Raw genomic sequence first — 25613 nt, 5'->3', positions numbered from 1 at the left:
TTGTAATGATCTTGAAAAGATAAGAGTACTTCATATTCTTAATAGTCAAGAGGGCTCATTTGGAGGTGCTTTTAAAGGCACCTTTAATGGCCTATACTAAACCCTCACTACTGAGGAAAACACTATGCCATTTCATATCCTGACCAAAACCGCTGCCAGCATCACCGACCTGAAACGTAACCCGATGGGGACGGTCAACGCCGGGGAGGGTGAAGCGGTAGCGATTCTGAATCGCAACGAGCCAGCATTTTACTGCGTGCCGCCTGTGGTTTATGCCTATCTGCTGGAGCTGGCAGAAGATGCTGAGCTGAACCGCATCGCTGACGAGCGTGAAGGCGGAAAGCGAATAAAGGTATCTTTAAATGACCTATAACCTGGAGTTTTTAGATGTCGCGCTCAAGGAGTGGCGCAAGCTTACCCCTACATTACGCGAGCAGTTCAAAAAGAAACTGACGGAGCGGCTGGAAAATCCTCATGTTCCTGCCGCCCGCCTTTCCGGCAAATTGCACCGTTATAAAATCAAGCTTCGCAGTGCCGGGTATCGTCTGGTCTATCAGGTCGAGGACGAACAGGTTGTCGTTCTTGTGGTCGCCGTAGGCAGACGTGATTGCGATGAGGTTTATCATCAGGCTAACCGGCGCTAGCGCTGCCTTCAAAAAGGACTTCCCCATGCCCAACACCACCATCATCAACCTCACCACCCCAACCCTAACCGGCCTTACCGCCGCTACCGCACAAACCGAATCGGCGCTTAACAGCCTGACCACCGCCACCGTTGCGGGAACCACCTCCGCGCCGTTAACTCTTGATAGCGCGCTGGCAACCCATCTGACCGCCACCATCAACAACGCCGACTACGACGGGCTGATTGCCGAAGCGCACCAGCTTCCGGCGACCGGCAATGCCGATCGCTACCAGTTTGTGCTGCGCCCGTGGCTGTGGTGGTTGACGCTTTCCAGCAACAACCGCGTGTTTCAGAACCTCAGCGCGCAGGAGATCGTCGAGAAGGTGTTTAAGGATGCCGGATTTACCGACTATCAGTTCAAGCTCAAAACCAAATCACAAAAGCGCGAATACTGCCTGCAATACAACGAAAGCGATTTTAATTTTGTCTCGCGGCTGCTGGAGCAGGAGGGGATCTTCTGGTTCTTCACCCACAAGGCAGGCAAGCACACGCTGGTGCTGGCGGATGACAACAGCGCCTTCCCGCCGATAACGGGTGAGAAAAAGGTGACGTATCAGGCGGCACAGAGCGGCGAGCGGGAAACCGGCGCGATCCGTTCGGCGGAGCTGCGTTTGCAGGCGACTTCGCAGGGTTTCCAGAGCAGCGACTATAACTACGAGCAGCCGAAAGCGGCGCTGTTTGCCCAGGCGGGTGAGAAGAAAGGCGGCATGCACTCTCCGCATCCCGGCGGATTCAGTGAAAAAGCGCAGGGCGACGCGCTGGCGGCGTGGAAAGTTAACGCCCTGAAGGCGCAGGCGAAACGGCTGGTCGGCGAAAGCGACTGCGCGGCGCTGGCTGCCGGGCACTGGTTTACGCTCACCGATCACGACGACAAATCTCTGAACATCGACTGGCTGGTCATCGCCGTCAGCCATGAGTACGACGGCGAGCGCTATCGCAACCGTTTTACCGCCATCCCGAAAGCCACGCCGTATCGTCCGCAGAGCAGCACGCCGAAGCCGTTTATGCACACCCAAACGGCGCAGGTGGTCGGCAAAAGCGGTGAAGAGGTTTGGACCGATAAGCTCGGGCGGGTGAAGGTGCAGTTCCCGTGGGACAGAGAGGGGAAAAACGACGAAACCAGCTCCTGCTGGCTGCGGGTCGCCACCGCCTGGAGCGGCAACGGCTTTGGCGCGCAGTTTATCCCACGCATCGGCCAGGAGGTGGTGGTGAGCTTTATCGACGGCGACCCGGATAAGCCGCTGATTACCGGCTGCGTGTATAACGGCGCCAATGCCCTGCCGTATGCGCTGCCCGCGAATCAGACCCAGTCCGGCATTAAAACCAAAAGCGAAAAAGGCTTTAACGAGCTGCGCTTCGACGACAAAAAAGACGCTGAGCTGCTGGCGATGCAGGCGCAGAAAGACTTCCAGCTCACCGTGCTAAACGACAGCAAAACGACGATTAGCCACGACGAGATCCACAGCGTCAAAAACGATTGCACCCGCACCATTGAAGAGGGCAACGAAACCGTCACCCTGAAAAAGGGCAACCGCACGGTCAATATTGAGAAGGGCAGCGACACGCTAGAGGTGAAAGACAAGCGCAGCGTGTCGGTGAAAGGCGATCAGGAACTCACCGTGGGCGGTGACGAGACGCACAAGGTGAAGGGGGATTACACGCTCAACGTCGACGGCAATCTGACCATCAAGGTCAGCGGCACGCTCACCCTGGAGAGCGGAAAAACGCTGAACGTGAAGAGCGGGGCGGCGCTGAACGCCAGCGCGACCAGCGACCTTAAGCTTAACGGCACGAACATCGCCAGCGAAGCGAAAGCCTCGCTGACGCAAAAAGCCGCGACAATAACGCATGAAGCGAAAGCCACCCTCACCAGCAAGGCCAGCGCCACCCAGACCGTGGACGGCGGCGGGATGCTGACCATCAAGGGCGGGATGGTGAAGATCAACTGATGCGCGAGGTGCTGGAACATCAGCAGGAGAGTACTCGGCTTCAGGCTGAGCTCTCGGACGGTTTGCTTAACGGCGAAATGCGCATCGAAGAACACGGTCGCCTGCTGTCGGTGCTGCGCTATCAGCAGGGCTTACTAAACGGCGTGATGGAGTGCTGGCACCCTAACGGTCAGCTTGCCGTGCAGCAGGCGTATCGCGACGGCAGGCGAAACGGTGTGGCCCGCTACTTCTCAAGCGAAGGCGCGTTGCTCCGCGAAGAAAACTGGCTCGACGGCCAGCTGCACGGCGAATGCCGCAGCTTTTACCCCTCCGGGCAGTTACAGATGCGCGAACGGTGGCAGCACGGGTTACGGCACGCGGTAAGCGAGCAGTTCTACCCGGACGGCGCGCGGGCAGCGCGTCAGGTTTATGACAAGGGGATGATGAAAGGGGACGCGGAGCGCTGGCTGCCGGACGGGCGCGCCATCGACGCCAGCGGCAAACCGCAGTCGCGGATAAGCAAATGGACAGAGCGGCTGTAGCGGCATGGGGCTGAAAACAAAATGGTTTTCTCTCAGCATAAATGAAGGGGCTAATTGCCCGTGTAATCACATCTTCGTTTCAGCGTTTCTTTTTTTCCATGAGTCTGAAAACGTGATGTTCCCATCCACGACGTACCATGTAGTAAACGGTGAGATTTAAAGAGTAATTTGTGGAACGTAGCGCAGCCTGATAGCGCACCATCGCGAGCCTGCGAGCAGCGGTCATGGTATCCAAATTCGGAGATGCCTGGCTCATAGCCAGCGTCTGGCGAGAAGGTTAGGTTCGCCTTGCCTGCGATTGTAGGCTGTCAGAATCGCATACAGCGCGCGTCACGCCGCGTGTCACGTGACACATTTTGCGAGGAGGCTGCGTATCGCAGATACGAAAAAGGACAACGTAAGTTGTTGTCCTTTCTGTGAAAATTTGGTCGGCACGAGAGGATTTGAACCTCCGACCCCCGACACCCCATGACGGTGCGCTACCAGGCTGCGCTACGTGCCGACGCATAAAAAGATAGTACTCGATTCCCCGCTGAATGCAAGGGGAAGCGAACGCTAACTGGTTTATAATTAATCAGTTAGCGATAAAGCGCTTCTCATCCGTCAGCACCTGCAGCAGCAGGCTGAGCTGTGGTTTCTGATCCTTCAGCTTTTCACCCTGCAGAGTATAGGTCTGGTATTTTCCGTTGCCGTTCAGCACGAGCGTCAGCTTCGGCGTATTCACGACCAGCGTGTTATTGCCCGCTGCCGTCACCCAGTTGTGGCGACGCGTTGCGCTAAACAGGTCTTGCCCCTGAGAGTATTCATTTGCCGGGGTGCTGACGTGCAGCAGGCGCTGCATCAGCGTGGTCATCACGTCTTTGTGCTCGGTGAGCATGTTGATGCGCTGCGCCGGCGTGCCCGGCCAGTGAACGACGAGCGGAACGTGAAGATTTGGCCGTGACCACTCCATGTCGTTCTTCTCATCACCCAGCGGTACGCCGTGGCCTGCGGTAATAATGACGACGGTATTATCCAGCTTGCCGGCGTCGCGCAGGGCGTTTAGCACGCGGCTAATCTGCGCATCGACATCGCCCGCTGCGCGCGCATAGCGGCGCGCAAAGCCCTTCTGATTGCTGTCGTCCAGGGTTGTGCCGTTAAAGGCAACCCATGAGAACCAGCGGTTATCTTCCTGCGCGTAGTTTTGCAGCCAGTTTATCCACTGATTTGCCGTTTGATCGTCCGACTGGCTTTGTGCCGCAGGCAGGGAGAAGTCAGACAGCAGCGCCTGACGGTAAAGTGAACTGTTGAAGCCGTCTGATGAGAACAGCCCCAGCTGATAGCCCTGCTGGTTAAGCCCGGTAATCAATGCGGCAGGAATACGGGCGGAGAGTACCCCGTCCATATAGCCCGGCGAGATCCCGTAGAACAGGCCAAAGATGCCCGCGTCCGTGGAGTTGCCAGAGCTCATGTGCTGCGTGAAGGCGATATTTTTATCCGCAAATTCCGCCAGCGCCGGCATCTGCTTCTCGAAGCGCGAGTAGTTCAGGCCATCAACGGTGATCAGCAGAACGTTCTGCCCGCGTCCCATATCGCGGTAGCGCAGGTCGCTCAGCGGATACTGCACGCTGACCGCCTCTGGGTTACCTTGCTCGACCAGGCGGCGCTGATACTCCTGCGCATCCAGCAGGCCGTGTTTTTCGAGGAATCGACGGGCGGTCATCGGGTACGACAGCGGCAGGTTTGCGCGCTGCATGGTCACCGGGCGATAGAAGTTCGCATCGGCCCAGATGTACATTATGTGCGAACTGATAAAGGAGACAAAAAAGAGCGCCGCGACGGGCTTCGCGTAGTGGCGGCGTCGGGTCAGGCTGCGGAGCTTTTGCCAGCTCCACGTCGCAAACAGCATCTCAATCAGCAGGATCACCGGCACGCTGATAAACATCAGCTGCCAGTCACGTGCGGTTTCGTTCTGGTCGGGGTTAATCACCAGTTCCCAGACGATGGGGTTAAGATGCAGGTGGAAACGGGTAAACACTTCGCTGTCGATAAGCAGCAGCGTCATCCCCGCAGTGGCGAGGACCGCGGATAAAAACCGCATCAGACGCTGTGACATGACGATAAACGTCAGCGGGAACAGGATCAGCAGGTAGGTGGCGAAAACCAGAAAGCTAAAATGTCCAACAACGCTGATCCAGGAGTAGATACGCCCGGTGAGCGTCGTAGGCCAGTCTGCCACAAACAAATAGCGGCTGCCGAGTACCATGGCCAGCAGCATGTTGAACAGGGCAAACCAGTGCCCCCAGCTGACCATCTGGGAGACTTTTTCGCGGTAGCGCTGACGGTTCGTCACCATAAACTGTTGTTCGTTTCCCTTAGTGGGCCTTGTCGTCGCTCACGGATGACTGCAAAGCCTGGGCGAAAGATTTGGCGATCGCCTGACGCTGAGCCGGAGCAACGCTGGTATTGATCAGGTTGGTGACCATGTTTCCCAACACCATCAGGGAAAGATCGGTCGGCGTTTTGTGTTTTTCCAGTACGTTGACCAGCTCACTGAGCAGTTGTTCAACGTGTTCATCACTATAGCGGGAATGTTGTGGCATAAATCAAAATCAGTTCGTTGATGAAAGGGCAACATATTACCGTAGCAACAGCTTTTTTTCCCCTTTTTTATCTGTTGTTGCACACACGTCCCGGTGGTGGTTGAATACCGCCCGGTCTAAAAGGAGAGTTTATCATGAGTCTGGAAATCAACCAGATTGCCTTGCACCAGCTTATCAAGCGTGATGAGCAAACCCTTGAAGTGGTGCTGCGCGATTCATTACTGGAACCAACGCCTACCGTTGTGGAAATGATGGCGGAGCTACACCGCGTCTACAGCGCAAAAAATAAAGCTTATGGCCTGTTCAACGACGAGAGCGAGCTGGCGGATAGCCTGCGCCTGCAGCGTCAGGGTGAAGAGGATTTCCTGGCCTTTAGCCGCGCCGCCACCGGCCGCCTGCGCGACGAGCTGGCAAAATATCCGTTTGCTGACGGCGGTATCGTTCTGTTCTGCCACTATCGCTACCTGGCGGTAGAGTATCTGCTGGTTACCGTGCTGAATAACTTAAGCAGCATGCGCGTGAACGAGCAGCTGGATATCAGCTCAACGCATTATCTGGATATTAACCATGCGGATATTGTGGCGCGAATTGATTTGACCGAGTGGGAAACCAACCCGGAATCGACCCGCTACCTGACCTTCCTGAAAGGGCGCGTGGGCCGCAAAGTGGCCGATTTCTTTATGGATTTCCTCGGGGCCAGTGAAGGCCTTAACGCCAAGGCACAGAACAAAGGTTTGCTGCAGGCGGTAGATGATTTCACCGCCGAAGCGCAGCTGGATAAATCCGAGCGCCAGACCGTGCGTCAGCAGGTTTACAGCTACTGCAACGAGCAGCTTCAGGCGGGCGAAGAGATTGAGCTGGAGTCGCTGTCAAAAGAGCTGGCGGGCGTCAGCGAGGTCAGCTTCCAGGCGTTTACCGCGGAGAAAGGCTACGAGCTGGAAGAGAGCTTCCCGGCGGACCGCAGCACGCTGCGTCAGCTCACGAAATTTGCCGGCAGCGGCGGGGGCCTGACGGTCAACTTCGACGCCATGCTGCTGGGCGAGCGCATCTTTTGGGACCCGGCCACCGATACGCTGACGATCAAAGGCACGCCGCCGAACCTGCGCGATCAGCTGCAGCGCCGCACGTCCGGCGGTAAATAGCAGGCATAAAAAAACCCCGCCGAAGCGGGGTTTTTTACGACCGGTTTGCGATTACGCGCGAACGAAGTCGATGTGAGTCAGTTTTGGCTTGAACGCGTGACGCTGAACGGCCTGAACCTTCACTTTTTCTTCTTTACCGCCAACAACGATGGTCAGAACTTCGCCGTAGAATTCAGGCTTAGTCTGCATGTTCCACACTTTGTCGTGATCCAGTTCGATTGCAACTGGAGCAGCTTCGCCACCGTAAACGATAGCCGGGAACTTGTTAGCGTTACGCAGGCGGCGGCTCGCACCCTTACCCTGCACGTTACGTACTTCTGCTTCGATAGTGAACATTGATTTCTCTCTGTATTTAAAACCCTACTACAGGCGACCCAGCAGCAGGTGAGTGTTCTGCCTCACGGATGTGAAGCGGGCGGCATTTTATACTCAATTGCCCCTCACATCAATGAAAAGTCCCGCTAGCCGCGTAATTCATTTGCCCGACGAAAGCGGCCTTCATAGTCAAAGACCTTCTCGCGTACCTGCCAGAACTGACCTTTCCTGCGGGCAACAACGAAGTCCGGATGGCGCAGCAGCGCCTGCTGGTGAACGATATCCGCCACCGTTATCCAGCGCAGGGGCACGCCGGGCGTGCGGGTGTGCGGACGCATAAATAGCTGCTCAAACGCCGTGCGCTGGGCCGGAGTATGGACCCTGAAGCGCTCGCTAACGTCCGCGCCGTCCTCGTCGTAGTAGGTGATCTTGAGCCACTCGCCTTTTTCATCCGCGCCGGGCTGGAGCGCCATGCCCGAGCAGCGCAGCACCAGCGCGTCCTTCAGCTTCAGCGCCGCCTTGAGCATATCGTCGGGATCGACCAGCACCGCGTCGCACTCCCGGCAGCGGCGGGCGGCAATATCATTTTCGGCGTTGCACTGGGGGCAGTTTTTGAAGCGGAAGCGAAAATCGCACTGCTCGCGGTGCCCGTCGTCGTCCTCAAACCAGCCCTGGCAGCGGCGGCCAAAATGCTCGATCAGCGTGCCGTCGGCGGTGGTTTTGCCCCAGAAGGTGTTGGCAAAGCCGCAGGCAGGGCAAAATACCTGCACCGGCACGTTGTCGCTTTTGCCTTTCGGCGTCCCGACCTCGGGAGAGTAGAGATCGTGCGGGTTTCCCGCATAGTCCAGAATCAGGCAGTCGGTCTTTCCGGGCGCAAGGCGCAGGCCGCGTCCGACAATTTGCTGATAAAGGCTGACGGATTCGGTGGGGCGCAAAATGGCGATCAGATCGACGTGCGGGGCATCAAAGCCGGTGGTTAATACCGAAACGTTGACCAGATAGCGGAACTGCTGCGCTTTAAACGCCTCAATCAGCCTGTCGCGCTCGGGGCCGGGCGTTTCCCCGGTGATCAGCGCCGCGTCGTCGGCTGGCAGCAGCCCGGTGATTTCCCGGGCGTGCTCAACCGTGGCGGCAAAGATCATCACCCCTTTGCGCGTCTGCGCAAACTCTTCAATCTGGCTAACGATGTGCGGCGTAATGCGTTTCTGCTTTTTCAGCTCGAGGTTCAGATCAGCCTCGCTGAACAGGCCGTTACTCTGCGCCTGCAGGCGGCTGAAGTCATACTGCACCACCGGCATATCCAGGCGTTCTGGCGGCGTCAGGTAGCCGTGCTTAATCATGTAGCGCAGCGGCAGCTCGTAGATGCAGTCGCTGAACAGCGCCTTTTCGTTACCGCGGACCATGCCGTGATAGTGGAAACGATAGATCCAGCCTTTGCCCAGGCGGAACGGCGTCGCCGTCAGGCCGAGCAGGCGTAAGTGAGGATTCACCTCTTTGAGATGATTGAGTATCTGCTGATACTGGCTGTCGTCGTCATCGCTGATGCGGTGACATTCGTCGACGATCAGCAGTGAAAACTCGCTGCGAAACTGATCCAGGTTGCGGGCGACAGACTGCACGCTGCCAAACACCACTTTTCCGTGGCTCTCTTTGCGTTTTAATCCGGCGGCGAAAATATCGGCCTCTAGCCCGAGCGCACAATACTTGGCGTGGTTTTGCGCCACCAGCTCTTTAACGTGGGCAAGCACCAGCACGCGCCCGCGCGCCAGGCGGGCCAGCTCGGCGATCACCAGGCTTTTACCCGCCCCGGTCGGAAGCACGATAGCGGCAGGCTTATGGTGTTTGCGAAACCAGGCGAGGGTAGCGTCAACGGCTTCCTGCTGATAGGGACGGAGTGTAAAAGTCATGGGCTCTCAGATTGATTAACTCACACATAGTATGCCACGAAACTTTTTCCCTTGAGTGGCGCAACCAGACCATTATACTGAACCGTTCTTGACTGCTTCATTTTCGGACGCGTTGTCCGACTTCCAGCACCCTAAAGGCTAAAAAGATTTCATGCGACTTGATAAATTTATCGCTCAGCAACTCGGCGTAAGCCGCGCTATTGCCGGGCGTGAGATCCGCGCCAGCCGCGTTACCGTAGATGGCGACATTGTGAAAGATAGCGCGTTCAAACTCCAGCCTGAACATCAGGTTGAGTACAATGATAATCCGCTCACCCAGCAGAACGGCCCGCGCTATTTCATGCTCAACAAGCCGGAAGGCTACGTCTGCTCAACGGACGACCCGGATCACCCGACCGTACTCTATTTTCTCGACGAGCCGGTGGCGCACAAGCTGCACGCCGCGGGGCGTCTGGATATTGACACCACCGGCCTGGTGCTGATGACCGACGACGGTCAATGGTCACACCGCATTACCTCTCCGCGCCACCACTGCGAGAAAACCTATCTGGTGACGCTGGAATCGCCGGTTGCCGATGACACGGCAGAACGCTTCACCCAAGGCGTTCAGCTGCATAATGAAAAAGATCTGACCAAACCGGCGGTGCTGGAAGTGATTACCCCAACCGAGGTCCGTCTTACCATCAGCGAAGGGCGTTACCACCAGGTCAAACGCATGTTCGCCGCGGTAGGAAACCGCGTTGTGGGCCTGCACCGCGAGCGTATCGGCGCGATTGAGCTTGACCCGGAACTGGCTCCCGGCGAATACCGCCCGTTAACGGCAGAAGAAATCGCCAGCGTCGGCCTGCCCTCGCGCTAATTTCAGGAGAACCTTGTGACCACCAGGCCACACTCGTCGTTTAAAATCGTCTTTATTCTTGGCCTGCTGGCCATGCTGATGCCGCTGTCCATCGATATGTATCTGCCCGCGCTGCCGGTGATTTCCGCGCAGTTTGGCGTGCCGGCGGGCAGCGCGCAGATGACGCTCAGCACCTATATTCTCGGTTTCGCCATTGGCCAGCTTCTGTATGGCCCGATGGCGGACAGCCTTGGGCGCAAGCCGGTGATCCTCGGCGGGACGCTGATTTTTGCCGCGGCGGCGGTGGCCTGTGCGCTGGCGCAAACCATAGACCAGCTCATCGTTATGCGCTTCTTGCACGGCCTGGCGGCCGCGGCGGCGAGCGTGGTGATTAACGCCCTGATGCGCGACGTCTACCCGAAGGAAGAGTTCTCCCGCATGATGTCGTTTGTCATGCTGGTGACCACCATTGCGCCGCTGGTTGCGCCGATGGTAGGGGGCGCGGTGCTGGTGTGGTTTAGCTGGCACGTTATCTTCTGGATCCTGGCCGTGGCGGCGCTGCTCGCGTCGGCGATGATCTTCTTCTTTATTGACGAAACGCTGCCCGCTGAGCGTCGGCAGAAATTCCACATTCGCACCACGCTTGGCAACTTTGCCTCGCTGTTTCGCCACAAGCGCGTGCTGAGCTACATGCTGGCCAGCGGCTTCAGCTTTGCCGGGATGTTCTCGTTCCTTAGCGCCGGGCCGTTTGTCTACATTGAGCTGAATCACGTTTCGCCGCAGCACTTTGGCTACTACTTTGCCCTGAACATCGTGTTTCTGTTCGTCATGACCATCATTAACAGCCGGTTCGTGCGGCGGGTCGGGGCGCTCAATATGTTCCGTGCCGGGCTGTGGATCCAGTTTGTGATGGCGATTTGGCTGGTGGTGACGGCGTTTCTCGGCGTCGGCTTTTGGGCGCTGGTGGTTGGCGTTGCCGCGTTTGTGGGCTGCGTGTCGATGGTCTCGTCTAACGGCATGGCGGTGATCCTCGACGAGTTTCCGCACATGGCGGGCACCGCCTCGTCCCTGGCGGGGACGTTCCGCTTCGGCATCGGTGCCGTGGTGGGGGCGCTGCTGTCGCTTGCCACGTTCAGCACGGCCTGGCCAATGCTGTGGGCCATCGCGCTGTGCGCAACCAGCTCCATTCTGTTTTACCTCTACGCCAGCCGGCCCAGCAAAACGGCACGCTGAGCGCTCAAAGGCCCGAAAGGGCCTTTTTGTTGACCCATATCAACCAAAATGGCGTTCGTTTACCCCTTGTTTGTTTCTTTTATGTAAAATATATTTATGTAAAAAGTCACATCACTGTAGTTAAAAAGGTTGAGTTAGATCGCAGAAACGGGTACATATAGCGCCGAAGCGAGCCTGTCACTCATCAAAAAAAGCCCTGATAAATAAGACGCAATTGCCCGCAGAGCGCGGCTTACCGCGTTTTCCGCGCAAAAACGGGGCAGGTTAGCCGTGATGTGTTACTATAAATGTAAATAAATTGTGAAGTAATTTTGCTTCCGGGGAACGAACGTGAATACATTACAACTCTCTATAGTCCATCGCTTGCCCCAGAGCTATCGCTGGTCGGCGGGTTTTGCAGGCTCGAAGGTTGAACCGATTCCGCAAAGCGGAGCAGGCGGCGAGAATTGCCTGGTTGCGCTAAAGCTGCTGAGCCCGAATGATGACGAGGCGTGGCCGGTCATGGAGCGCCTCAGCCAGGCGCTGTCGGATATCGAAGTGGATAGCTCCGTGCTGGAGTGCGAGGGCGAGCCGTGCCTGTTTGTGAAAAGCCAGGACGAATTTGCCGCTACGTGCCGGTTGAAAAACTTCGGCGTGGCGATAGCGGAGCCTTTCTCCGGCCAATACCCTTTCTGAGTGCTAGTCAGCCGATAGCAGCTGGCGCGTGTAGCTCTGCGTTGGCGCAGCAAAGACGCGCTGGCACTCTCCCTGTTCGACCACTTTTCCCTGCCGCAACACAATCACCTGATGGCACAGCGCGCGCACGACCTGCAAATCGTGGCTGATGAAGATATAGGCCAGCCGGTATTTTTCCTGCAACCCCTTGAGCAGCGCCAGAATTTGCGCCTGAACGGTTCTGTCCAGCGACGACGTAGGCTCATCAAGCACGATCAGCTCCGGCTTGAGGATCAGCGCGCGGGCGATGGCGATACGCTGACGCTGACCGCCTGAAAACTCGGCCGGATAGCGATGGCGCATTTCAGGCTCAAGCCCCACCTCTGCCAACGCCTGAATCACCTCCTCTTCGCGCTGGCGCGCCGTAAGTCCGGGCCGGTGGACGCGCAGCCCCTCTTCGACGATTTGTAACACGCTGAGCCGCGGGTTGAGCGAGGAGTTAGGGTCCTGGAACACCACCTGCATGCGGGGGCGAACGGGCTGCATCTGTCGGCGATTCCGGTCGTGCAGCGTCATGCCGTCAAAAATAATCTCCCCCCGCGAGGCGATCAGGCGCAGCAGCGCAAGCCCCGTGGTGCTTTTGCCCGAACCGGATTCTCCTACCAGCCCGAGCGACTCCCCGGGGCGCAGCGTAAAGCTGATATTGTTGAGTACGGTATTGCGATCGACCACGCGGCGCAGGATCCCTTTGCGGACGGGAAACGAAACGGACAGCCCGTCAACCTTCAGCAGCGGCGCGCCGCCAGCGGCAAGAGGGACCGGATCGCCAGCGGGTTCGCTGTCGAGCAGCTTTTGGGTATAGGGATGCTGAGGGGCCGCCAGCAGCGCGGGTGCCCCATTCTGCTCAACGCAGCGCCCGTTCTGCATCACCGCCACGCTGTCGGCCAGCTTTCTGACGATGCCGAGGTTGTGGGTAATAAACAGCAGGCTCATGTCCAGCTCGTCGCGCAGCTCGCGAAGAAGCTGCAGGATTTGCGCCTGCACCGTAACGTCCAGCGCGGTTGTTGGCTCATCGGCGATCAGCAGCTCGGGGCGGGTGAGCAGGGCCATGGCGATCATCACGCGCTGGCGCTCGCCGCCGGAAAGCTGATGCGGGAAATCCGACAGGCGCTTTGCCGCATGACGAATGCCGGTGCGCTCCAGGCAGTCCAGGATCTCGCCTCTGGCCGCCTCTTTGCGCATCCCCCGGTGGAGCGACAGCACTTCGTAGAGCTGTTTTTCCAGCGTGTGCAGCGGGTTGAGCGAGACCATCGGCTCCTGGAAGATCATCGCAATCCTGTTGCCGCGTATTCCGCGCAGGGTCTGTTCACCGGCGTGCAGCAGCGAACGGCCGTGGAACAGAATATCGCCCTGCGGATAGCTCACCGGCGGGGAGGGGAGCAGGCGCAATATGGAGAGCGCCGAGACGCTCTTGCCGGAACCGGATTCGCCCACCAGCGCCAGCGTTTCGCCGCGCTGGATGTGCAGCGATAAATCACTCACCACCGTGCGCGTTTCGCCCTGCTTCGAAAACGCAATCGACAGATTTTCAATGCTCAGAAGAGGCTGCGTCATCTTATACCGCCTTGTTGGGATCGAAGGCATCGCGGACGGCTTCGCCAATAAAAATCAACAGTGAAAGCAGCACCGCCACCGAGAGGAAGGCGGTGATGCCAAGCCAGGGCGCCTGCAGGTTGTTTTTGCCCTGCAGCAGCAGCTCGCCGAGCGAGGGCGAGCCCAGCGGCAGCCCGAAGCCGAGGAAGTCCAGCGAGGTGAGCGTGGTGATGGAGCTGCACAAAATGAAGGGCAGGAAGGTGAGCGTCGCGACCACCGCGTTTGGCAGCATGTGGCGGAAGATGATCCCGCGGTCACCCACGCCCAGCGCCTGGGCGGCGCGGATGTAGTCAAAGTTGCGGGTGCGCAGAAACTCCGCGCGCACTACGCCCACCAGCGCCATCCAGCCGAAGATCACGGTGATCCCCAGCAGCCACCAGAAGCCGGGCTGCACCACGCTCGACAGCAGAATGATTAAGAACAGGGTCGGCATGCCGGACCAGACCTCAATGAAGCGCTGGCCCCACAGATCGATTTTCCCGCCGTAGTAGCCCTGTACCGCGCCTGCCACCACGCCCATCACGCTGGAAAAGAACGTCAGCATGATGCCGAAGAGCAGCGAGATCCGCGTGCCGTAAAGAATGCGCGCCAGCACGTCGCCGCCGTTGGCGTCGGTGCCCAGCCAGTTTTGTGCCGAGGGCGGAGAAGGGAAGGGGGCGGTGGTCGCGTAGTTGATGCTGTTCGCGCCAAAGCGAATCGGCGCCCAGAGCGCCCAGCCGTGCTGGTCAATCTGGTCACGAAGCCACGGATCCTGATAAACCGCCGGGGTGGCGAACGGGCCGCCGAAGTCGCTTTCGCTGTAGTTCGCCAGCACGGGCACGTACCAGCGGTCGTTAAAGTGCACCAGCAGGGGCTTGTCGTTGGCAATCAGCTCTGCACACATGCTTAGAACAAACAGAACGGCAAAGATCCACAGGGACCAATATCCCCGCCGGTTGTGGCGAAAGCGCGCCCAGCGGGCCTGATTGACGGAGCTTAAACGCGGCATCAGCGTCCCTCAAAATCGATTCGGGGATCGACCAGCGTATAGCTGATATCGCTAATGATATTCAGCAGCAGGCCAATCAGGGTGAAAATATAGAGTGTGCCAAACATTACCGGATAATCGCGCGATACGGTGGCCTCATAGCCCAGCAGCCCGAGCCCGTTGAGGGAGAACATCACTTCGATCAGCAGCGAACCGGTAAAAAACATGCTGATGAACGTGGCGGGAAACCCCGCAATGACCAGCAGCATGGCGTTGCGAAACACGTGCTTCCACATGATCTGCTTTTCGCTTACGCCTTTTGCCCGGGCGGTTACCACGTACTGCTTGCGGATCTCATCGAGAAAGGCGTTTTTGGTGAGCATGGTCAGGGCCGCAAAGCCGCCGATCACCGTTGCCAGCACCGGCAGGGTGATGTGCCAGAAGTAGTCGGTGATTTTTTTATACCACGGCAGGGTGCTGAAATCGGCTGACACTAATCCCCGCAGCGGGAAAATATCGAAATAGCTGCCGCCGGCGAAAAAGACGATCAGCAGCACCGCAAACAGGAACGCCGGAATGGCGTAGCCGATGATAATGAACGTGCTGCTCCAGATATCAAAACGGCTGCCGTTATACACCGCCTTGCGGATGCCCAGCGGAATCGACACCAGGTAGATAATCAGCGTGCCCCACAGCCCCAGCGTGACGGAAACCGGCAGGCTCTGCTTGATGAGGGTCAGCACCGAGGCGCTGCGGAACAGGCTGTCGCCAAAATCAAAGCGCACGTAATCCCACAGCATCTTGAAATAGCGCTCGTGGAGCGGCTTATCGAAGCCGTAGCGGTGGGTGATCTCGGCGATCACCTCGGGGTCGAGCCCGCGCCCGCCGCGGTAGTGGCTGTCGCTGATGTTGCCCACGCCGGTTCTGGCGTGGCTTGCGCCCATGCCTTCGCCGCCGCCGCCCGGCATGCCGCTGGCGTGGCCGAACTCAATCGCCGCAATGGCCTGATCGACCGGGCCGCCCGGGGCGATTTGCACGATAAAAAAGTTAATGGTGATGATGGCCCACAGCGTCGGGATAATCAGCAGCAGGCGGCGTATCAGATAAGCACCCATGGGTTTTCCTTAGCGCCGCTCGGGGGGCAGCCTGGCGGCTTTGTTGACGTCATACCACCAGGTTTCAAAACCCAGCGAATAGATGGGGCGCACGGCGGGCTGCGAGAATTTATCCCATCGCGCAATGCGATCTTCGCCCATGTACCACATGGGGAGCATGTAGTAGTTCCACGTCAGCACCCGATCGAGGGCCCGCCCAAGCGGGAGAAGCTTCGCCTTATCGCCCTGCGCCGCGATGATTTTGGCAATCAGGGCGTCAATCACCGGGCTTTTCACCCCGGGGGCGTTATAGCTGGAGTTAATGTAGCTGGAGGCCCAGGAAATTTGCAGGTCCGAGCTCGGCCACGGCTGCGCGTACCACAGGTTCTGCATCATGTCGTAATCGCGGCTGCGCATCCGGTTGGTGATTTGCGCGTTATCGACCTGGCGAATATTCAGGGTAACGCCGAGGCGGCTAAGATTCTGCTGGAACGGCAGTACCCACTGGTTATTGGCCCCGGAAGAGAGCAGCAGCTCGAAGCTCAGCGGCGCGCCCGTTTTGGCGTTGACCCGCTTTTGATTTTTCAGCACCCAGCCCGCGTCGTCCAGCAGCGTGCTGGCTTTAAGCAGGTTGCTGCGATCAAATCCTTTGCCGTCGGAGACGGGCGGTTCGAAGATGCGGGTAAAGACTTCCGGCGGAAGTTCGGCCTTCATCGGCGCGAGCAGCACCAGTTCGTCAGCGTTGGGATAATCGCGCGCCGCGTATTCCGTGTTCTGGAAATAGCTGTTCGTGCGGCTGTAGGCGCCGTAAAACAGGGCTTTGTTCATCCATTCAAAATCAAACGCCAGGGTGATGGCTTCCCGCACGCGGCGGTCGGCAAATACCGGACGTTGAATATTAAACGCCAGCCAGCGCGTGTTCTGCGCCGATTCGTTTTTATGCTCTTCCTTGATGATGAAATGGTTTGCGAAGTTTTTGCCGATATAGCGGGTGGCCCAGTTTTTTGCGTCGCTTTCAACGCGCAGGTCGAACGCGCCAGCCTTAAAGGCTTCGAACGCCACGTTGTCGTCGAGGTAATAGTCGTAGCGCAGGGTGTCAAAGTTCCAGCGGCCCCGGTTCACCGGCAGGTCCGCCGCCCAATAGTCCTTGACCCGGGAATAGGTCACGTACTGGCCCATGCGCCAGGACGTTATGCGGTACGGCCCGCCCGCCAGCGGCGGGGGAGAGAGAGGATCGCTGAGCTTGTGATTCTTCCAGAACGATTCCGGCATTACGGGCAGCGAGAACAGGCTCAGCATGTTTTCCTTGTTCGGCTGGCCAAGCGTAATGCGCACGGTCAGCGGCGCGATGGCTTTCACCGTGGTGCCTTTGTACAGCAGCCGGAACTGCGGCACGCCTTCGGTCATGAACTTGTGGAAGGTGAAGGCGACGTCGCTGGCCTGGACGGGCGTCCCGTCGTGAAAACGCGCGCGCGGATTAATCGCGATTTCCGCCCAGGCGAAATTGTCCGCATAGCGCACGTTCTCGGCGATCAGGGGGTAGTAGCTGCCGGGCTCATCGTCGGACGTGACAAAAAGGGTGTCGTAAAGCGATTCGGTGCGCGCGGCCGCCACGCCGCGCAGGGCGTAGCGGTTAAAATTGTCAAACGTGCCGATGGCGGCGAGCGTGACGTTTCCGCCCTTCGGGGCCGCAGGATTGACGTAATCGAAGTGGGTAAAGTTAATGGCATACTTCGGCTCGCCGATGACGGCGAATGCGGTGTTTTCCTTGATTTCCTGAGCCAATGCGGGCAGGCACAGTAACGTCAACAGCATTAACACGATGCGCATAAACATCTCCCGGCGGTTCCTGCTTTTATTCGGCTGTGCGAATAATAAGTGAGACAGCCACAATTGTGAAATTATTCACCGGCTTGCGACATGTCCGGCCGCCACTGGCAGAACTGCTCCAGCGGCATCGGGCGGCTAATCCAGTAGCCCTGCAGGAAATTAACGCCATGCTCGCGCAGCCAGGCCGCCTGTTCTGGCGTTTCGACACCTTCGGCAACGGTAGACATATTCAGGCGTCTTGCCAGCGTCAGCACCGCATCAAGTACGGGTGACGTCACGGTTTCGGTGCCGATCGCGTTGACGAAGCCGCGATCGATTTTGATGTAGTCCATGGTGAAGCGCTCTAAATAGATGAGGGCGCTGTGCCCGGTCCCGAAGTCATCTATTGCGATTTCAAACCCTTCATCGTGCAGCCAGTCAAACAGCGGGCTGGCTTCATGCTGGTTGATCATATCGCGCTCGGTGATCTCCAGCACGGTCTGGAAATGATTCGGCGGCATCGAGGCGTTAAACGCGCGCATGTCGGCTTTGAAGCTTTCCGCGTGCAGGTGTCCCGGCGCGATGTTGATGCCGAGCTTGGCGCCCGGCGGCAGCACGGCCTGCAGCCTCGGCGCGTCGCGAATAATGAGATCAAAAAGGTGCAGCGTGAGCGGAACGATCAGCTTCTGCGCCTCGGCAAAATTGATGAAGGCATCGGGCGGGATCTCCCCCATCGTCGGGTGCTTCCAGCGCATCAGCACTTCAACGCCGCGCATTTTGAGCTCTTTCGCATCCACAACCGGCTGATACACCACGTAAAACTGGCCGAGCTTGATGGCGGTTAAGATCTCTTTTCCAGGGTTTAAGCGGATGGTCAGGATATAGAAATTGAGCGATCCGGCAGCAATGCCGCACACCAGACCAAACAGCAGCGCGAGCAGCAGCTCATCTTTGGTCCAGGTGTCGGCGTACAGGTTGATGGTCAGCGGGATGTGCCTGAGCGTCGCGCTGCGCGCGGGTGTTTCATGCAGATCCTCAGCGTTAACCAGGGTACTGGACATCGTGGTTAACGCCCGTTTGCCGATGACCACCGCGATGCCCGCAAACTCTTCCTGGCGCGACGTGTAGAACATGTAAGGCGTCAGGTTGATGTTGACCGACGTAAAAACGCCCCCGTCTTTTACCAGCGGATTGCGGTACCAGATGGCAATCGCCGGCGTGTCGGGCAGCATGGGCGTGCCTTCGAGCAGAACCATATCCACGGATTTATTGATGTGCAGCTGGGGAATAAGCTCCTCCATCGGCGCATTCAGCGGCCCCGTGGCGGATGAGCAAAAGGCATTTTTATCTCTTACCAGCAAAAACGCGCGCACGTTAATGCTGAACGCCGCGCGCGACGTTAGCTCTGCGCTGACGTCGCGACAGCTTCCCAGGGTGAGCGGCTGAAGAACATCGATGGCGGTTTTTAGCTCGTCAAAATAGTTTTCCATATAGACGCTCAAATCCGTAATTAGCGTGTCGAATTTGACTTCCCGCTTGTGGTAGCTCCAGAGAAATTGCAGGGAGCCCAGCAGCAGGGCAATGAAAACGCCGGTGATAATGCTAAGAAACAGTATTTTCCGGTTGCTGGAGAAGTAGCGGGTGAACATAGACGTCGTTGTTCCTGGAAAGCCGTGAGTGTCTACGGGTCGGCCAAACTTACGTAATTACAAGACTATAGCCTGGAATCGAGCAGGGCGTATGCCGGATAGCAGGCAAAAAAAAACACTGCCGAAGCAGTGCTTTTTTCTTCATATCGCTAGCCAAGGGATAACCAGCGATACGACAGTCATATCAACTGCGGGTTAAAACGCGGCGCGCTTCGTTGTAGCGCTTCTTCCAGTATGGCTCGTTCATGCTGGAGATCGTGACTCCACTGCTGGTGGACGCGTGAACAAACTGGTCGTTGCCGATATAAATACCCACGTGTCGACCGGTAGAGCCCGCGCGGAACAGGACTAAATCACCTGTACGCAGCTTGGTGCGAGAAATCGATTTGCCCACTTCCTGCTGCTCATAGGTTGAACGCGGAAGGTCTAACCCAAACTGCTCGCGGAAGGTACGCTGTACAAAGCTGGAGCAGTCGATACCTTTCTTGGTGCTGCCGCCCAGGCGATAACGCACGCCTTTCCAGTCAGCATACTGGTCCATAATGCGGGACTTAACGTCCAGATTACGTACCATATTTTCAAATTCATCCTGAGAGGCTTGCAGTGAAGAGGAATCTTCCATTCCCACAACACGCGTCTCAGGATGCATATTCTTGGCGGTGTTCGTAGTACTACATGCCGAAAGCAGAACCGCAACTGCAATCGCCGGGATGCCCCGCAAGATATATCTCAAAATCGGTTGAGATTTGACCATTTTGTTTATTTTCCCTTGAAGTCCTTAACGATAAAATCGTTATAAAAAATGCCAAACGTGACGAGACTAATAACCTGCGCACAATGAGACAATTCCTTATCACCAAATCTGTGGCGTAGCGCACAAATTTATTCACCGTGATAATAATTATCTCTGTGAGGCAAAACGAGTCTGAGATTAACCGATTGCAAGGGGCTTTGCGAGTAAAAATACCCTTTTTTTTATAAGAAAATGTGATACCGAAAGTAAATATGCGCAATCGGCTAAAATAGCGTCAACATTCCCGCTATATCATGTAATCGATTCATTTTTATCATGAATGTTATGACGAGAATATGACAGAGGATATCGACAGGGTGAAGGGCAGCATCAGGGATCGAAAACGATCCCTGATAGATGTGGTTAATTTACGTTAGGAGTTTGTTTTTATTTTGTTGCTGTTGCCGGGGAGATAACGATCGAAAATCGCTATCAGGCGATCGCTTAGCGGCGTCATCAGGCACCAGGGCAAACCAATCAACACCGCAGTCAGCGACCCCACCACAATATCGGTTAGCCAGTGAGCGCCAATCATCACGCGCGGCAGGATAAACACCACAACAATAATCAGGGCAATCACGAAGGCTTTTTTGCCGAAATAGCGCAGCATGAACGCTGAAAAAATAAGCAGCATCATACCATGATCGCCAGGGAAACTGTCTTTAGAGGCATCCTTTGTTGGAATATGCAGCAGTTCGCTGACGCGATAAATATCCGTGAAATAGAGCGTCGGGCTTGCGCGCTTAACCGGCATCAGATGCTGCGCCAGCTGGTTAACGACGACGGCGGTCAGCAGCATCACCAGGCCCATGATAATAATGTGGCGGCGGCCGGATTTGTCCGCTTTCAGCCAGAAGGAGAGCATCAGGCAGCCCATGGCCAGCAGCGAAATGGCGTCAAACGCGCGGTTATTCGTGATGGCGACTAGCCACAGAAATGCCCGGCTTTTTACCAGCTCCTGGTTAAAAAAGTGGAACAGCCCGGAATCCAGCGAAAACCAAAAACCGTGGTTTACCGGCAGATACCAGGAGAAAAAGAGCGCCAGACCGAGAGCGTTCAACAGCAAAATCAGGGGAAGTCGGGTTGTCATCATCGTTCCGCATAGAGTTAAAACAGGGGCAACGTTAGCCTCAGGAAGTTAAACGAAGCTTCAACAGGCTCGACTGAAGCGTGTTCCAGTCGGCGTTAACCGCACTAATCAGCTCAATACGGCTGTCGGGCGGCGCAACGTTCTGCGTTTCGATAAAGAAGTCTTCGCCCTGGCGGTTAATGCGCACCAGCCCGTCAGGGGTGCGCATAATCCCCTTAACCCGATCGACCGGCGCAAGCCTTGCCCATTCCAGAATGCCTATGGTGTCAAAAACGGTGTCGGCATCAAAAATCCATCCGCAGGCCTGGTGGCCCTGGCCGTTGTTAAGGCTGCGCCGCCAGCGCTGATGCTCCGGCAGGCTTAACGCCGCCAGGCCCTGCTTTGCGCTGTGCGGGTGGACATGCGCGGCGCTGGCGGGCAGCTCCGTCAGGTTCCGGCGGGGAGAATCCAGCAGCGCGCCGTCTATTTTCCCCTGCGTCGTCTGAAGGCGCTGGCGTTCACCGCCGTAGCGCTGCCACCAGCCGTCGAAGGCGGCCTGGCTTTCCGGCGTGGCGCGATCCCCTTTATTTGCCACGATGATATCCGCCGAGGCGAGCTGATCGCGGAAGTTCTCGTTGTTGACCGCTTTCTCATCCAGCAGCTGGCGCGGATCGAGAACGCACAGCGTGGCGCGCAGGTCGATCCACGGCTCGTAAACCGGCGCGGTGAGTAAATCGAGGATTTGCTTAGGGTGCCCCAGGCCGGTGGGTTCGATCAGCAGCCGGTCCGGCTTCCCCTGGCGCAGCAGGGTGTTGAGCCCAACCTGCATCGGCAGGCCATTTACGCAGCACATGCATCCGCCGGGGATCTCCTTAACCAGCGCGCCGCTGTCCGCCAGCAGCGCGCCGTCAATGCCGACCTCGCCAAATTCATTGACCAGCACGGCCCATTTTTCTGCCGGATCTTTGTGAGCCAGCAGGTGCAAAATCGAGGTGGTTTTACCGCTGCCGAGAAAACCGGTGATGAGGTTGGTTTTGGTCACATGCGCTCCAGGAAAGGTGTGATGATGTAACAATTATCACTTATCCTGGCGAAAAAAAGCGGTAATGAGAAGAGGCACGGCGAACGGAGGCGGATACCGTTCGCCTTAAGGGCAATAATCGTTAAAGATTTAACGTCTCGATAACAGCCCGGCGTGCGCCAAGACGGACAATGCGCTGGTAGGCCTGGCTTACGGCATCGACAAAAACGGTATTTTGCGTCAGCTCGTGGCCAAAAATTTCACTCAGACCCAGCAGAGCGTTAACGCGCTCCGCGTCGGGGGTGGACGCAACAATCGCCCGAATTTTGTCGCTGAGCGGGTCGCGCACGTCGATCGGGTTCCCGGCGTCGTCCACGCCGCTTGCATAGCGCATCCAGCCCGCGACGCCCAGCGCCAGCAGCGGCCATGCGCTTTTACGCTCGAGATGAACGCGGATACCGTCCAGCATGCGCTGCGGCAATTTCTGGCTGCCGTCCATCGCAATTTGCCAGGTCCGGTGCCGTAGCGCCGGGTTGGCGAAACGGTCGATCAGGCTATCGGCGTAGGCCGTGAGGTCAACGTCGGTGATGCGCAGCGTCGGCGCCTGCTCGGCAAGCATTAGCCGGCGCGCGGCGCGGCGGAAGTCGGCGTCTTCCATGCATTCATTAATATGCGCATATCCGGCGAGATACCCCAGATAGGCCAGGAACGAATGGCTGCCGTTGAGCATGCGCAGCTTCATCTGCTCCCACGGCAGCACATCCCGCACCATCTGCACGCCTGCGGCCTCCCACTCGGGGCGTCCGGCAACAAAGTTATCTTCCACCACCCATTGAATGAACGGTTCACAGCTGATGGCGCACGGGTCTTCAACGCCAAGCGCCTGCGTAATTTCAGCCAGCGAGGCCTCGGTGGCAGCGGGAACGATGCGATCGACCATCGTGCCGGGGAAGCTGACGTTCGCTTCAATCCAGCCCGCAAGTTCTGCGGATCGCCTGTGCGCCATGCCGAGTACGGCATTTTTCACAACGTGGCCGTTGTCCGGGATATTGTCGCAGGAGAGGACGGTGAAGGCGGGCAGGCCGCGCGCGCGGCGGCGGTGCAGGGCCTCTACCAGAATGCCCGGCGCGGAATGCGGTTCCTCCGGATTGGCCAGATCGTGAATAATGCGGTCGTTTTGCCTGTCCAGCCTGCCGGTCGCCGGGTCGATGCAGTAGCCTTTTTCAGTGATGGTCAGCGAAACGATCGCCACCTGCGGCTCGCAGAATTTCTCGATAATGGCCGCAAGCGAGTCCAGCTTTGCGTTCAGGCACTCATGGACGGCGCCAACGATAATCGGTCGGTTGCCCTCTGCGCCTTTCTCCAGCACGGTGAAGAGGTGATCCTGCGCGCGGAGCTGGCTCATCAGCACGTCGCCGCTAAACAGGCTGATTTCACAAATTCCCCAGTCGCCGCCTTTGGCGTTGAGCACGCGGTCGGTCAATAGCGCCTGATGCGCGCGGTGAAACGCGCCGAAGCCAAAGTGAACGATGCGCGAACGTAAGCGCGAACGATCGTAATGCGGCTGCTGAACGAGGGGAGGGAGCGCGGCGGAGGCTATAGTCTTCATGAAGTACACACCTGATTAACCATTAATTAACAATGGCAGTGTAAAGTTATATGACAACAAATTAAATTGGTGAGCCGTAAATATCCCCGTTCTGTGAGTTTGATCAATCAATAGCGGCGCACCGTATTGATCCTTCCCGCCAAACATGTATGGTAGTCGTCATTGCACTAACGAATATTGGTATAACAACTTGCGAGGGCAGGACAATGGAACAAACCTGGCGTTGGTACGGGCCGAACGATCCGGTATCTCTTGATGACGTGCGTCAGGCTGGCGCGACGGGCGTCGTGACGGCGCTGCACCATATTCCGAACGGCCAGGTGTGGCCGGTTGAGGAAATCCAGCAGCGCCAGGCGCTGCTGGCGGAAAAAGGCTTAACCTGGTCCGTGGTGGAAAGCATTCCGGTGCATGAAGAGATCAAGACCCGCTCCGGCCATTGCGAAACCTGGATTGCGAACTATCAGCAGAGCATCCGCAACCTGGCGGCCTGCGGCATTGACACGGTCTGCTATAACTTTATGCCGATTCTGGACTGGACGCGTACCGATCTGGAATACCGGATGGCCGACGGCTCTAAGGCGCTGCGCTTCGATCAGATCGCTTTTGCGGCGTTCGAAATGCATATTTTGAAGCGCCCAGGCGCGGAGGCAGATTACACGCCTGAAGAGCAGCAGCAGGCGCTGCAGTGGTTCAACGCGGCAAGCGAAGCGGATATCGAAAAGCTGACCCGCAACATCATTGCGGGCCTGCCGGGCGCCGAAGAGGGCTACACGCTGGATCAGTTCCGCGCGCGCCTGGCGGAATACGGTGATATCGATAAAAACCAGCTGCGTGAAAACATGGCCCACTTCCTGCGCGCTATCGTGCCGGTTGCCGAAGAGGCGGGCGTGCGCCTGGCGGTTCACCCGGACGATCCGCCGCGTCCTATCCTCGGCCTGCCGCGCATCGTCTCGACCATCGAGGATATGCAATGGCTTAAGGAGACGGTCAACAGCATCTATAACGGCTTTACGATGTGCACCGGCTCCTACGGCGTGCGCGCGGATAACGACCTGGTGCAGATGATTGAGACCTTCGGCGACCGGATTCACTTCACGCACCTGCGCGCCACCTGCCGTGAAGATAACCCAAAAACCTTCCACGAGGCGGCCCACCTGGGCGGCGATGTGAATATGGTTGCGGTGGTAGATGCGATCCTGGCGGAAGAAGCGCGCCGCAAGCGCGCCGGGGATTTGCGTCCAATTCCGTTCCGCCCGGATCACGGGCACCAGATGCTGGACGATCTGCGCAAGAAAACCAACCCGGGCTATTCGGCGATTGGCCGCCTGAAGGGGATGGCGGAAGTGCGCGGCGTTGAGCTGGCGCTGAAGATGACCAAATATCCTGAGCTTTTGTAAGCTCTGTTGCCCGGTCGCGCTACGCTTAGCGGTCCTACAAAAAACCGGCCTGAGAGCCGGTTTTTTTGTTTTTGTCGGTCGGGTAGGGCAAGGCCGCCACCCGATAAATGCCGCATTCAGTCAGCGCGACCCATATAGCGTTTTTCTTCAATATGGATGCGGATTTTCTCACCGGCAGACAGGTATTCCGGCACCTGGACAACCAGGCCGGTGGTCAGGGTAGCGGGCTTGTTGCGGGCGCTGGCAGATGCGCCTTTGATGCCTGGCGCCGTATCGACGATTTCCAGATCGACGGTCTGCGGCAGCTCCAGCGCCAGCAGCACGCCGTCCCAGGTCAGCACCTGCATGTCAGGCATACCGCCTTCAGGAATGAACAGCAGCTCTTCTTCGATCTGGTCCTTGGTGAAGATGTACGGGGTGTAATCTTCCTTATCCATGAACACGTATTCATTGCCGTCAATGTAGGAAAAATCAACATAGCGGCGGGTCAGGGTCACGGTATCCACGATATCGTCGCCTTTGAAGCGCTCTTCCACCTTCAGGCCGGTACGAACATCGGCGAAACGCATTTTGTACAGCGTTGCGGCACCACGGGCGCTCGGGGCCTGAATGTCGATATCTTTCACAATCAGCAGTTTGCCGTTGTAATTCAGTACCATACCTTTCTTAATTTCGTTCGCTCTTGGCATTGCGTTAATCCTGTCTACGGGAGGTAAAAAATATCGC

At 57.5% G+C, this 25613-nt stretch carries 23 protein-coding genes and 1 tRNA gene; 9 read left to right on the top strand and 15 right to left on the bottom strand.

Annotated elements, in window-relative coordinates; all coding sequences use genetic code 11:
• Positions 1–124 precede the first annotated feature (124 nt).
• Genes DBY73_RS18885 through DBY73_RS18870 form a run of 4 tightly spaced genes read left to right on the top strand, consistent with a single transcriptional unit; the run spans position 125 to position 3155 of the window.
• Positions 125–373 (top strand): plasmid stabilization protein, encoded by a 249-nt coding sequence (locus DBY73_RS18885; protein ID WP_112012587.1) that lies wholly within the window; start codon positions 125–127, stop codon positions 371–373.
• A complete protein-coding gene (locus tag DBY73_RS18880) occupies positions 363–644 on the top strand; it encodes a type II toxin-antitoxin system RelE/ParE family toxin (protein ID WP_112012586.1) in 282 nt (93 codons plus the stop codon). The genes DBY73_RS18885 and DBY73_RS18880 overlap by 11 nt, the downstream gene beginning before the upstream one ends.
• 25 nt (positions 645–669) lie before the next feature.
• Positions 670–2634 (top strand): type VI secretion system tip protein TssI/VgrG, encoded by a 1965-nt coding sequence (gene tssI / locus DBY73_RS18875; protein ID WP_112012585.1) that lies wholly within the window; start codon positions 670–672, stop codon positions 2632–2634.
• Complete coding sequence (locus DBY73_RS18870; RefSeq protein ID WP_112012584.1) at positions 2634–3155, top strand: hypothetical protein; 522 nt, start codon at positions 2634–2636, stop codon at positions 3153–3155. The genes tssI and DBY73_RS18870 overlap by 1 nt, the downstream gene beginning before the upstream one ends.
• Before the next feature lie 425 nt (positions 3156–3580).
• On the opposite strand, the gene DBY73_RS18865 is transcribed toward DBY73_RS18870, so the two are convergent.
• From DBY73_RS18865 to DBY73_RS18855, 3 genes are all read right to left on the bottom strand, one after another.
• Positions 3581–3657 (bottom strand) — tRNA-Pro (locus DBY73_RS18865).
• Between the two features lie 72 nt (positions 3658–3729).
• Positions 3730–5490: an LPS biosynthesis-modulating metalloenzyme YejM gene (gene yejM / locus DBY73_RS18860; RefSeq protein WP_112012583.1), complete on the bottom strand. Its 1761-nt coding sequence runs from the start codon at positions 5488–5490 to the stop codon at positions 3730–3732.
• Between the two features lie 19 nt (positions 5491–5509).
• Entirely contained in the window at positions 5510–5737 is a 228-nt protein-coding gene (locus tag DBY73_RS18855) for a YejL family protein (protein ID WP_112012582.1), read from the bottom strand.
• A 134-nt stretch (positions 5738–5871) separates the two neighbouring features.
• On the opposite strand from DBY73_RS18855, the gene yejK reads away from it, so the two are divergent.
• The gene (gene yejK / locus DBY73_RS18850) at positions 5872–6879 is read left to right on the top strand and encodes a nucleoid-associated protein YejK (RefSeq protein WP_112012581.1); all 1008 of its coding nucleotides are present in this window, start codon (positions 5872–5874) and stop codon (positions 6877–6879) included.
• A 51-nt stretch (positions 6880–6930) separates the two neighbouring features.
• Here the strand turns inward: yejK and rplY are convergent, their stop codons facing one another.
• Together rplY and DBY73_RS18840 are read right to left on the bottom strand one after the other, a co-directional pair.
• Entirely contained in the window at positions 6931–7215 is a 285-nt protein-coding gene (gene rplY / locus DBY73_RS18845) for a 50S ribosomal protein L25 (protein ID WP_112012580.1), read from the bottom strand.
• Between the two features lie 125 nt (positions 7216–7340).
• Positions 7341–9101, bottom strand: coding sequence for a DEAD/DEAH box helicase (locus DBY73_RS18840; protein WP_112012579.1), 1761 nt, complete (start codon positions 9099–9101; stop codon positions 7341–7343).
• Positions 9102–9252: 151 nt separating this feature from the next.
• Here DBY73_RS18840 and rsuA point away from each other — a divergent pair, with 151 nt between their 5' ends.
• The 3 genes from rsuA (at position 9253) to DBY73_RS18820 (ending at position 11847) form a co-directional block, all read left to right on the top strand.
• Positions 9253–9960 (top strand): 16S rRNA pseudouridine(516) synthase RsuA, encoded by a 708-nt coding sequence (gene rsuA, locus DBY73_RS18835; RefSeq protein WP_112012578.1) that lies wholly within the window; start codon positions 9253–9255, stop codon positions 9958–9960.
• 15 nt (positions 9961–9975) lie between these two features.
• The gene (locus tag DBY73_RS18830; protein ID WP_112012577.1) at positions 9976–11172 is read left to right on the top strand and encodes a Bcr/CflA family multidrug efflux MFS transporter; all 1197 of its coding nucleotides are present in this window, start codon (positions 9976–9978) and stop codon (positions 11170–11172) included.
• 330 nt (positions 11173–11502) lie between these two features.
• The gene (locus DBY73_RS18820; RefSeq protein ID WP_112012576.1) at positions 11503–11847 is read left to right on the top strand and encodes a YejG family protein; all 345 of its coding nucleotides are present in this window, start codon (positions 11503–11505) and stop codon (positions 11845–11847) included.
• A 3-nt stretch (positions 11848–11850) separates the two neighbouring features.
• On the opposite strand, the gene yejF is transcribed toward DBY73_RS18820, so the two are convergent.
• The 9 genes from yejF to DBY73_RS18775 all read right to left on the bottom strand — a co-directional run bounded on the left by yejF (position 11851) and on the right by DBY73_RS18775 (position 23490).
• On the bottom strand, positions 11851–13440 hold the full coding sequence (yejF, locus tag DBY73_RS18815; protein ID WP_112012575.1) for a microcin C ABC transporter ATP-binding protein YejF: 1590 nt from the start codon (positions 13438–13440) through the stop codon (positions 11851–11853).
• 1 nt (position 13441) lies between these two features.
• The gene (locus tag DBY73_RS18810) at positions 13442–14467 is read right to left on the bottom strand and encodes an ABC transporter permease (protein WP_112012574.1); all 1026 of its coding nucleotides are present in this window, start codon (positions 14465–14467) and stop codon (positions 13442–13444) included.
• Entirely contained in the window at positions 14467–15561 is a 1095-nt protein-coding gene (locus DBY73_RS18805) for a microcin C ABC transporter permease YejB (protein ID WP_112012573.1), read from the bottom strand. The genes DBY73_RS18810 and DBY73_RS18805 overlap by 1 nt, the downstream gene beginning before the upstream one ends.
• 9 nt (positions 15562–15570) lie before the next feature.
• Entirely contained in the window at positions 15571–17376 is a 1806-nt protein-coding gene (locus tag DBY73_RS18800; protein ID WP_112012572.1) for an extracellular solute-binding protein, read from the bottom strand.
• Positions 17377–17441: 65 nt separating this feature from the next.
• A complete protein-coding gene (locus DBY73_RS18795) occupies positions 17442–18998 on the bottom strand; it encodes a cyclic di-GMP phosphodiesterase (protein ID WP_112012571.1) in 1557 nt (518 codons plus the stop codon).
• A gap of 184 nt (positions 18999–19182) precedes the next feature.
• Positions 19183–19752, bottom strand: a complete 570-nt coding sequence (gene mepS, locus DBY73_RS18790) for a bifunctional murein DD-endopeptidase/murein LD-carboxypeptidase (protein WP_112012570.1) — start codon at positions 19750–19752, stop codon at positions 19183–19185.
• A gap of 412 nt (positions 19753–20164) precedes the next feature.
• Positions 20165–20881 (bottom strand): phosphatase PAP2 family protein, encoded by a 717-nt coding sequence (locus DBY73_RS18785; RefSeq protein ID WP_112012569.1) that lies wholly within the window; start codon positions 20879–20881, stop codon positions 20165–20167.
• A 40-nt stretch (positions 20882–20921) separates the two neighbouring features.
• Entirely contained in the window at positions 20922–21902 is a 981-nt protein-coding gene (locus DBY73_RS18780; RefSeq protein WP_112012568.1) for a GTP-binding protein, read from the bottom strand.
• Between the two features lie 121 nt (positions 21903–22023).
• Positions 22024–23490 (bottom strand): fructuronate reductase, encoded by a 1467-nt coding sequence (locus DBY73_RS18775; RefSeq protein WP_112012567.1) that lies wholly within the window; start codon positions 23488–23490, stop codon positions 22024–22026.
• 206 nt (positions 23491–23696) lie between these two features.
• Between DBY73_RS18775 and uxuA the strand changes: the two genes are divergently transcribed.
• Positions 23697–24887, top strand: coding sequence for a mannonate dehydratase (uxuA, locus tag DBY73_RS18770; protein ID WP_112012566.1), 1191 nt, complete (start codon positions 23697–23699; stop codon positions 24885–24887).
• A 116-nt stretch (positions 24888–25003) separates the two neighbouring features.
• Here the strand turns inward: uxuA and yeiP are convergent, their stop codons facing one another.
• Entirely contained in the window at positions 25004–25576 is a 573-nt protein-coding gene (gene yeiP, locus DBY73_RS18765) for an elongation factor P-like protein YeiP (RefSeq protein ID WP_006176435.1), read from the bottom strand.
• Between the last annotated feature and the right edge of the window lie 37 nt (positions 25577–25613).

The organism is Enterobacter sp. RIT418 (assembly GCF_003057745.1).
Taxonomy (GTDB): Bacteria; Pseudomonadota; Gammaproteobacteria; order Enterobacterales; family Enterobacteriaceae; genus Enterobacter.
This window is presented reverse-complemented; position numbering and strand designations above follow the sequence as displayed.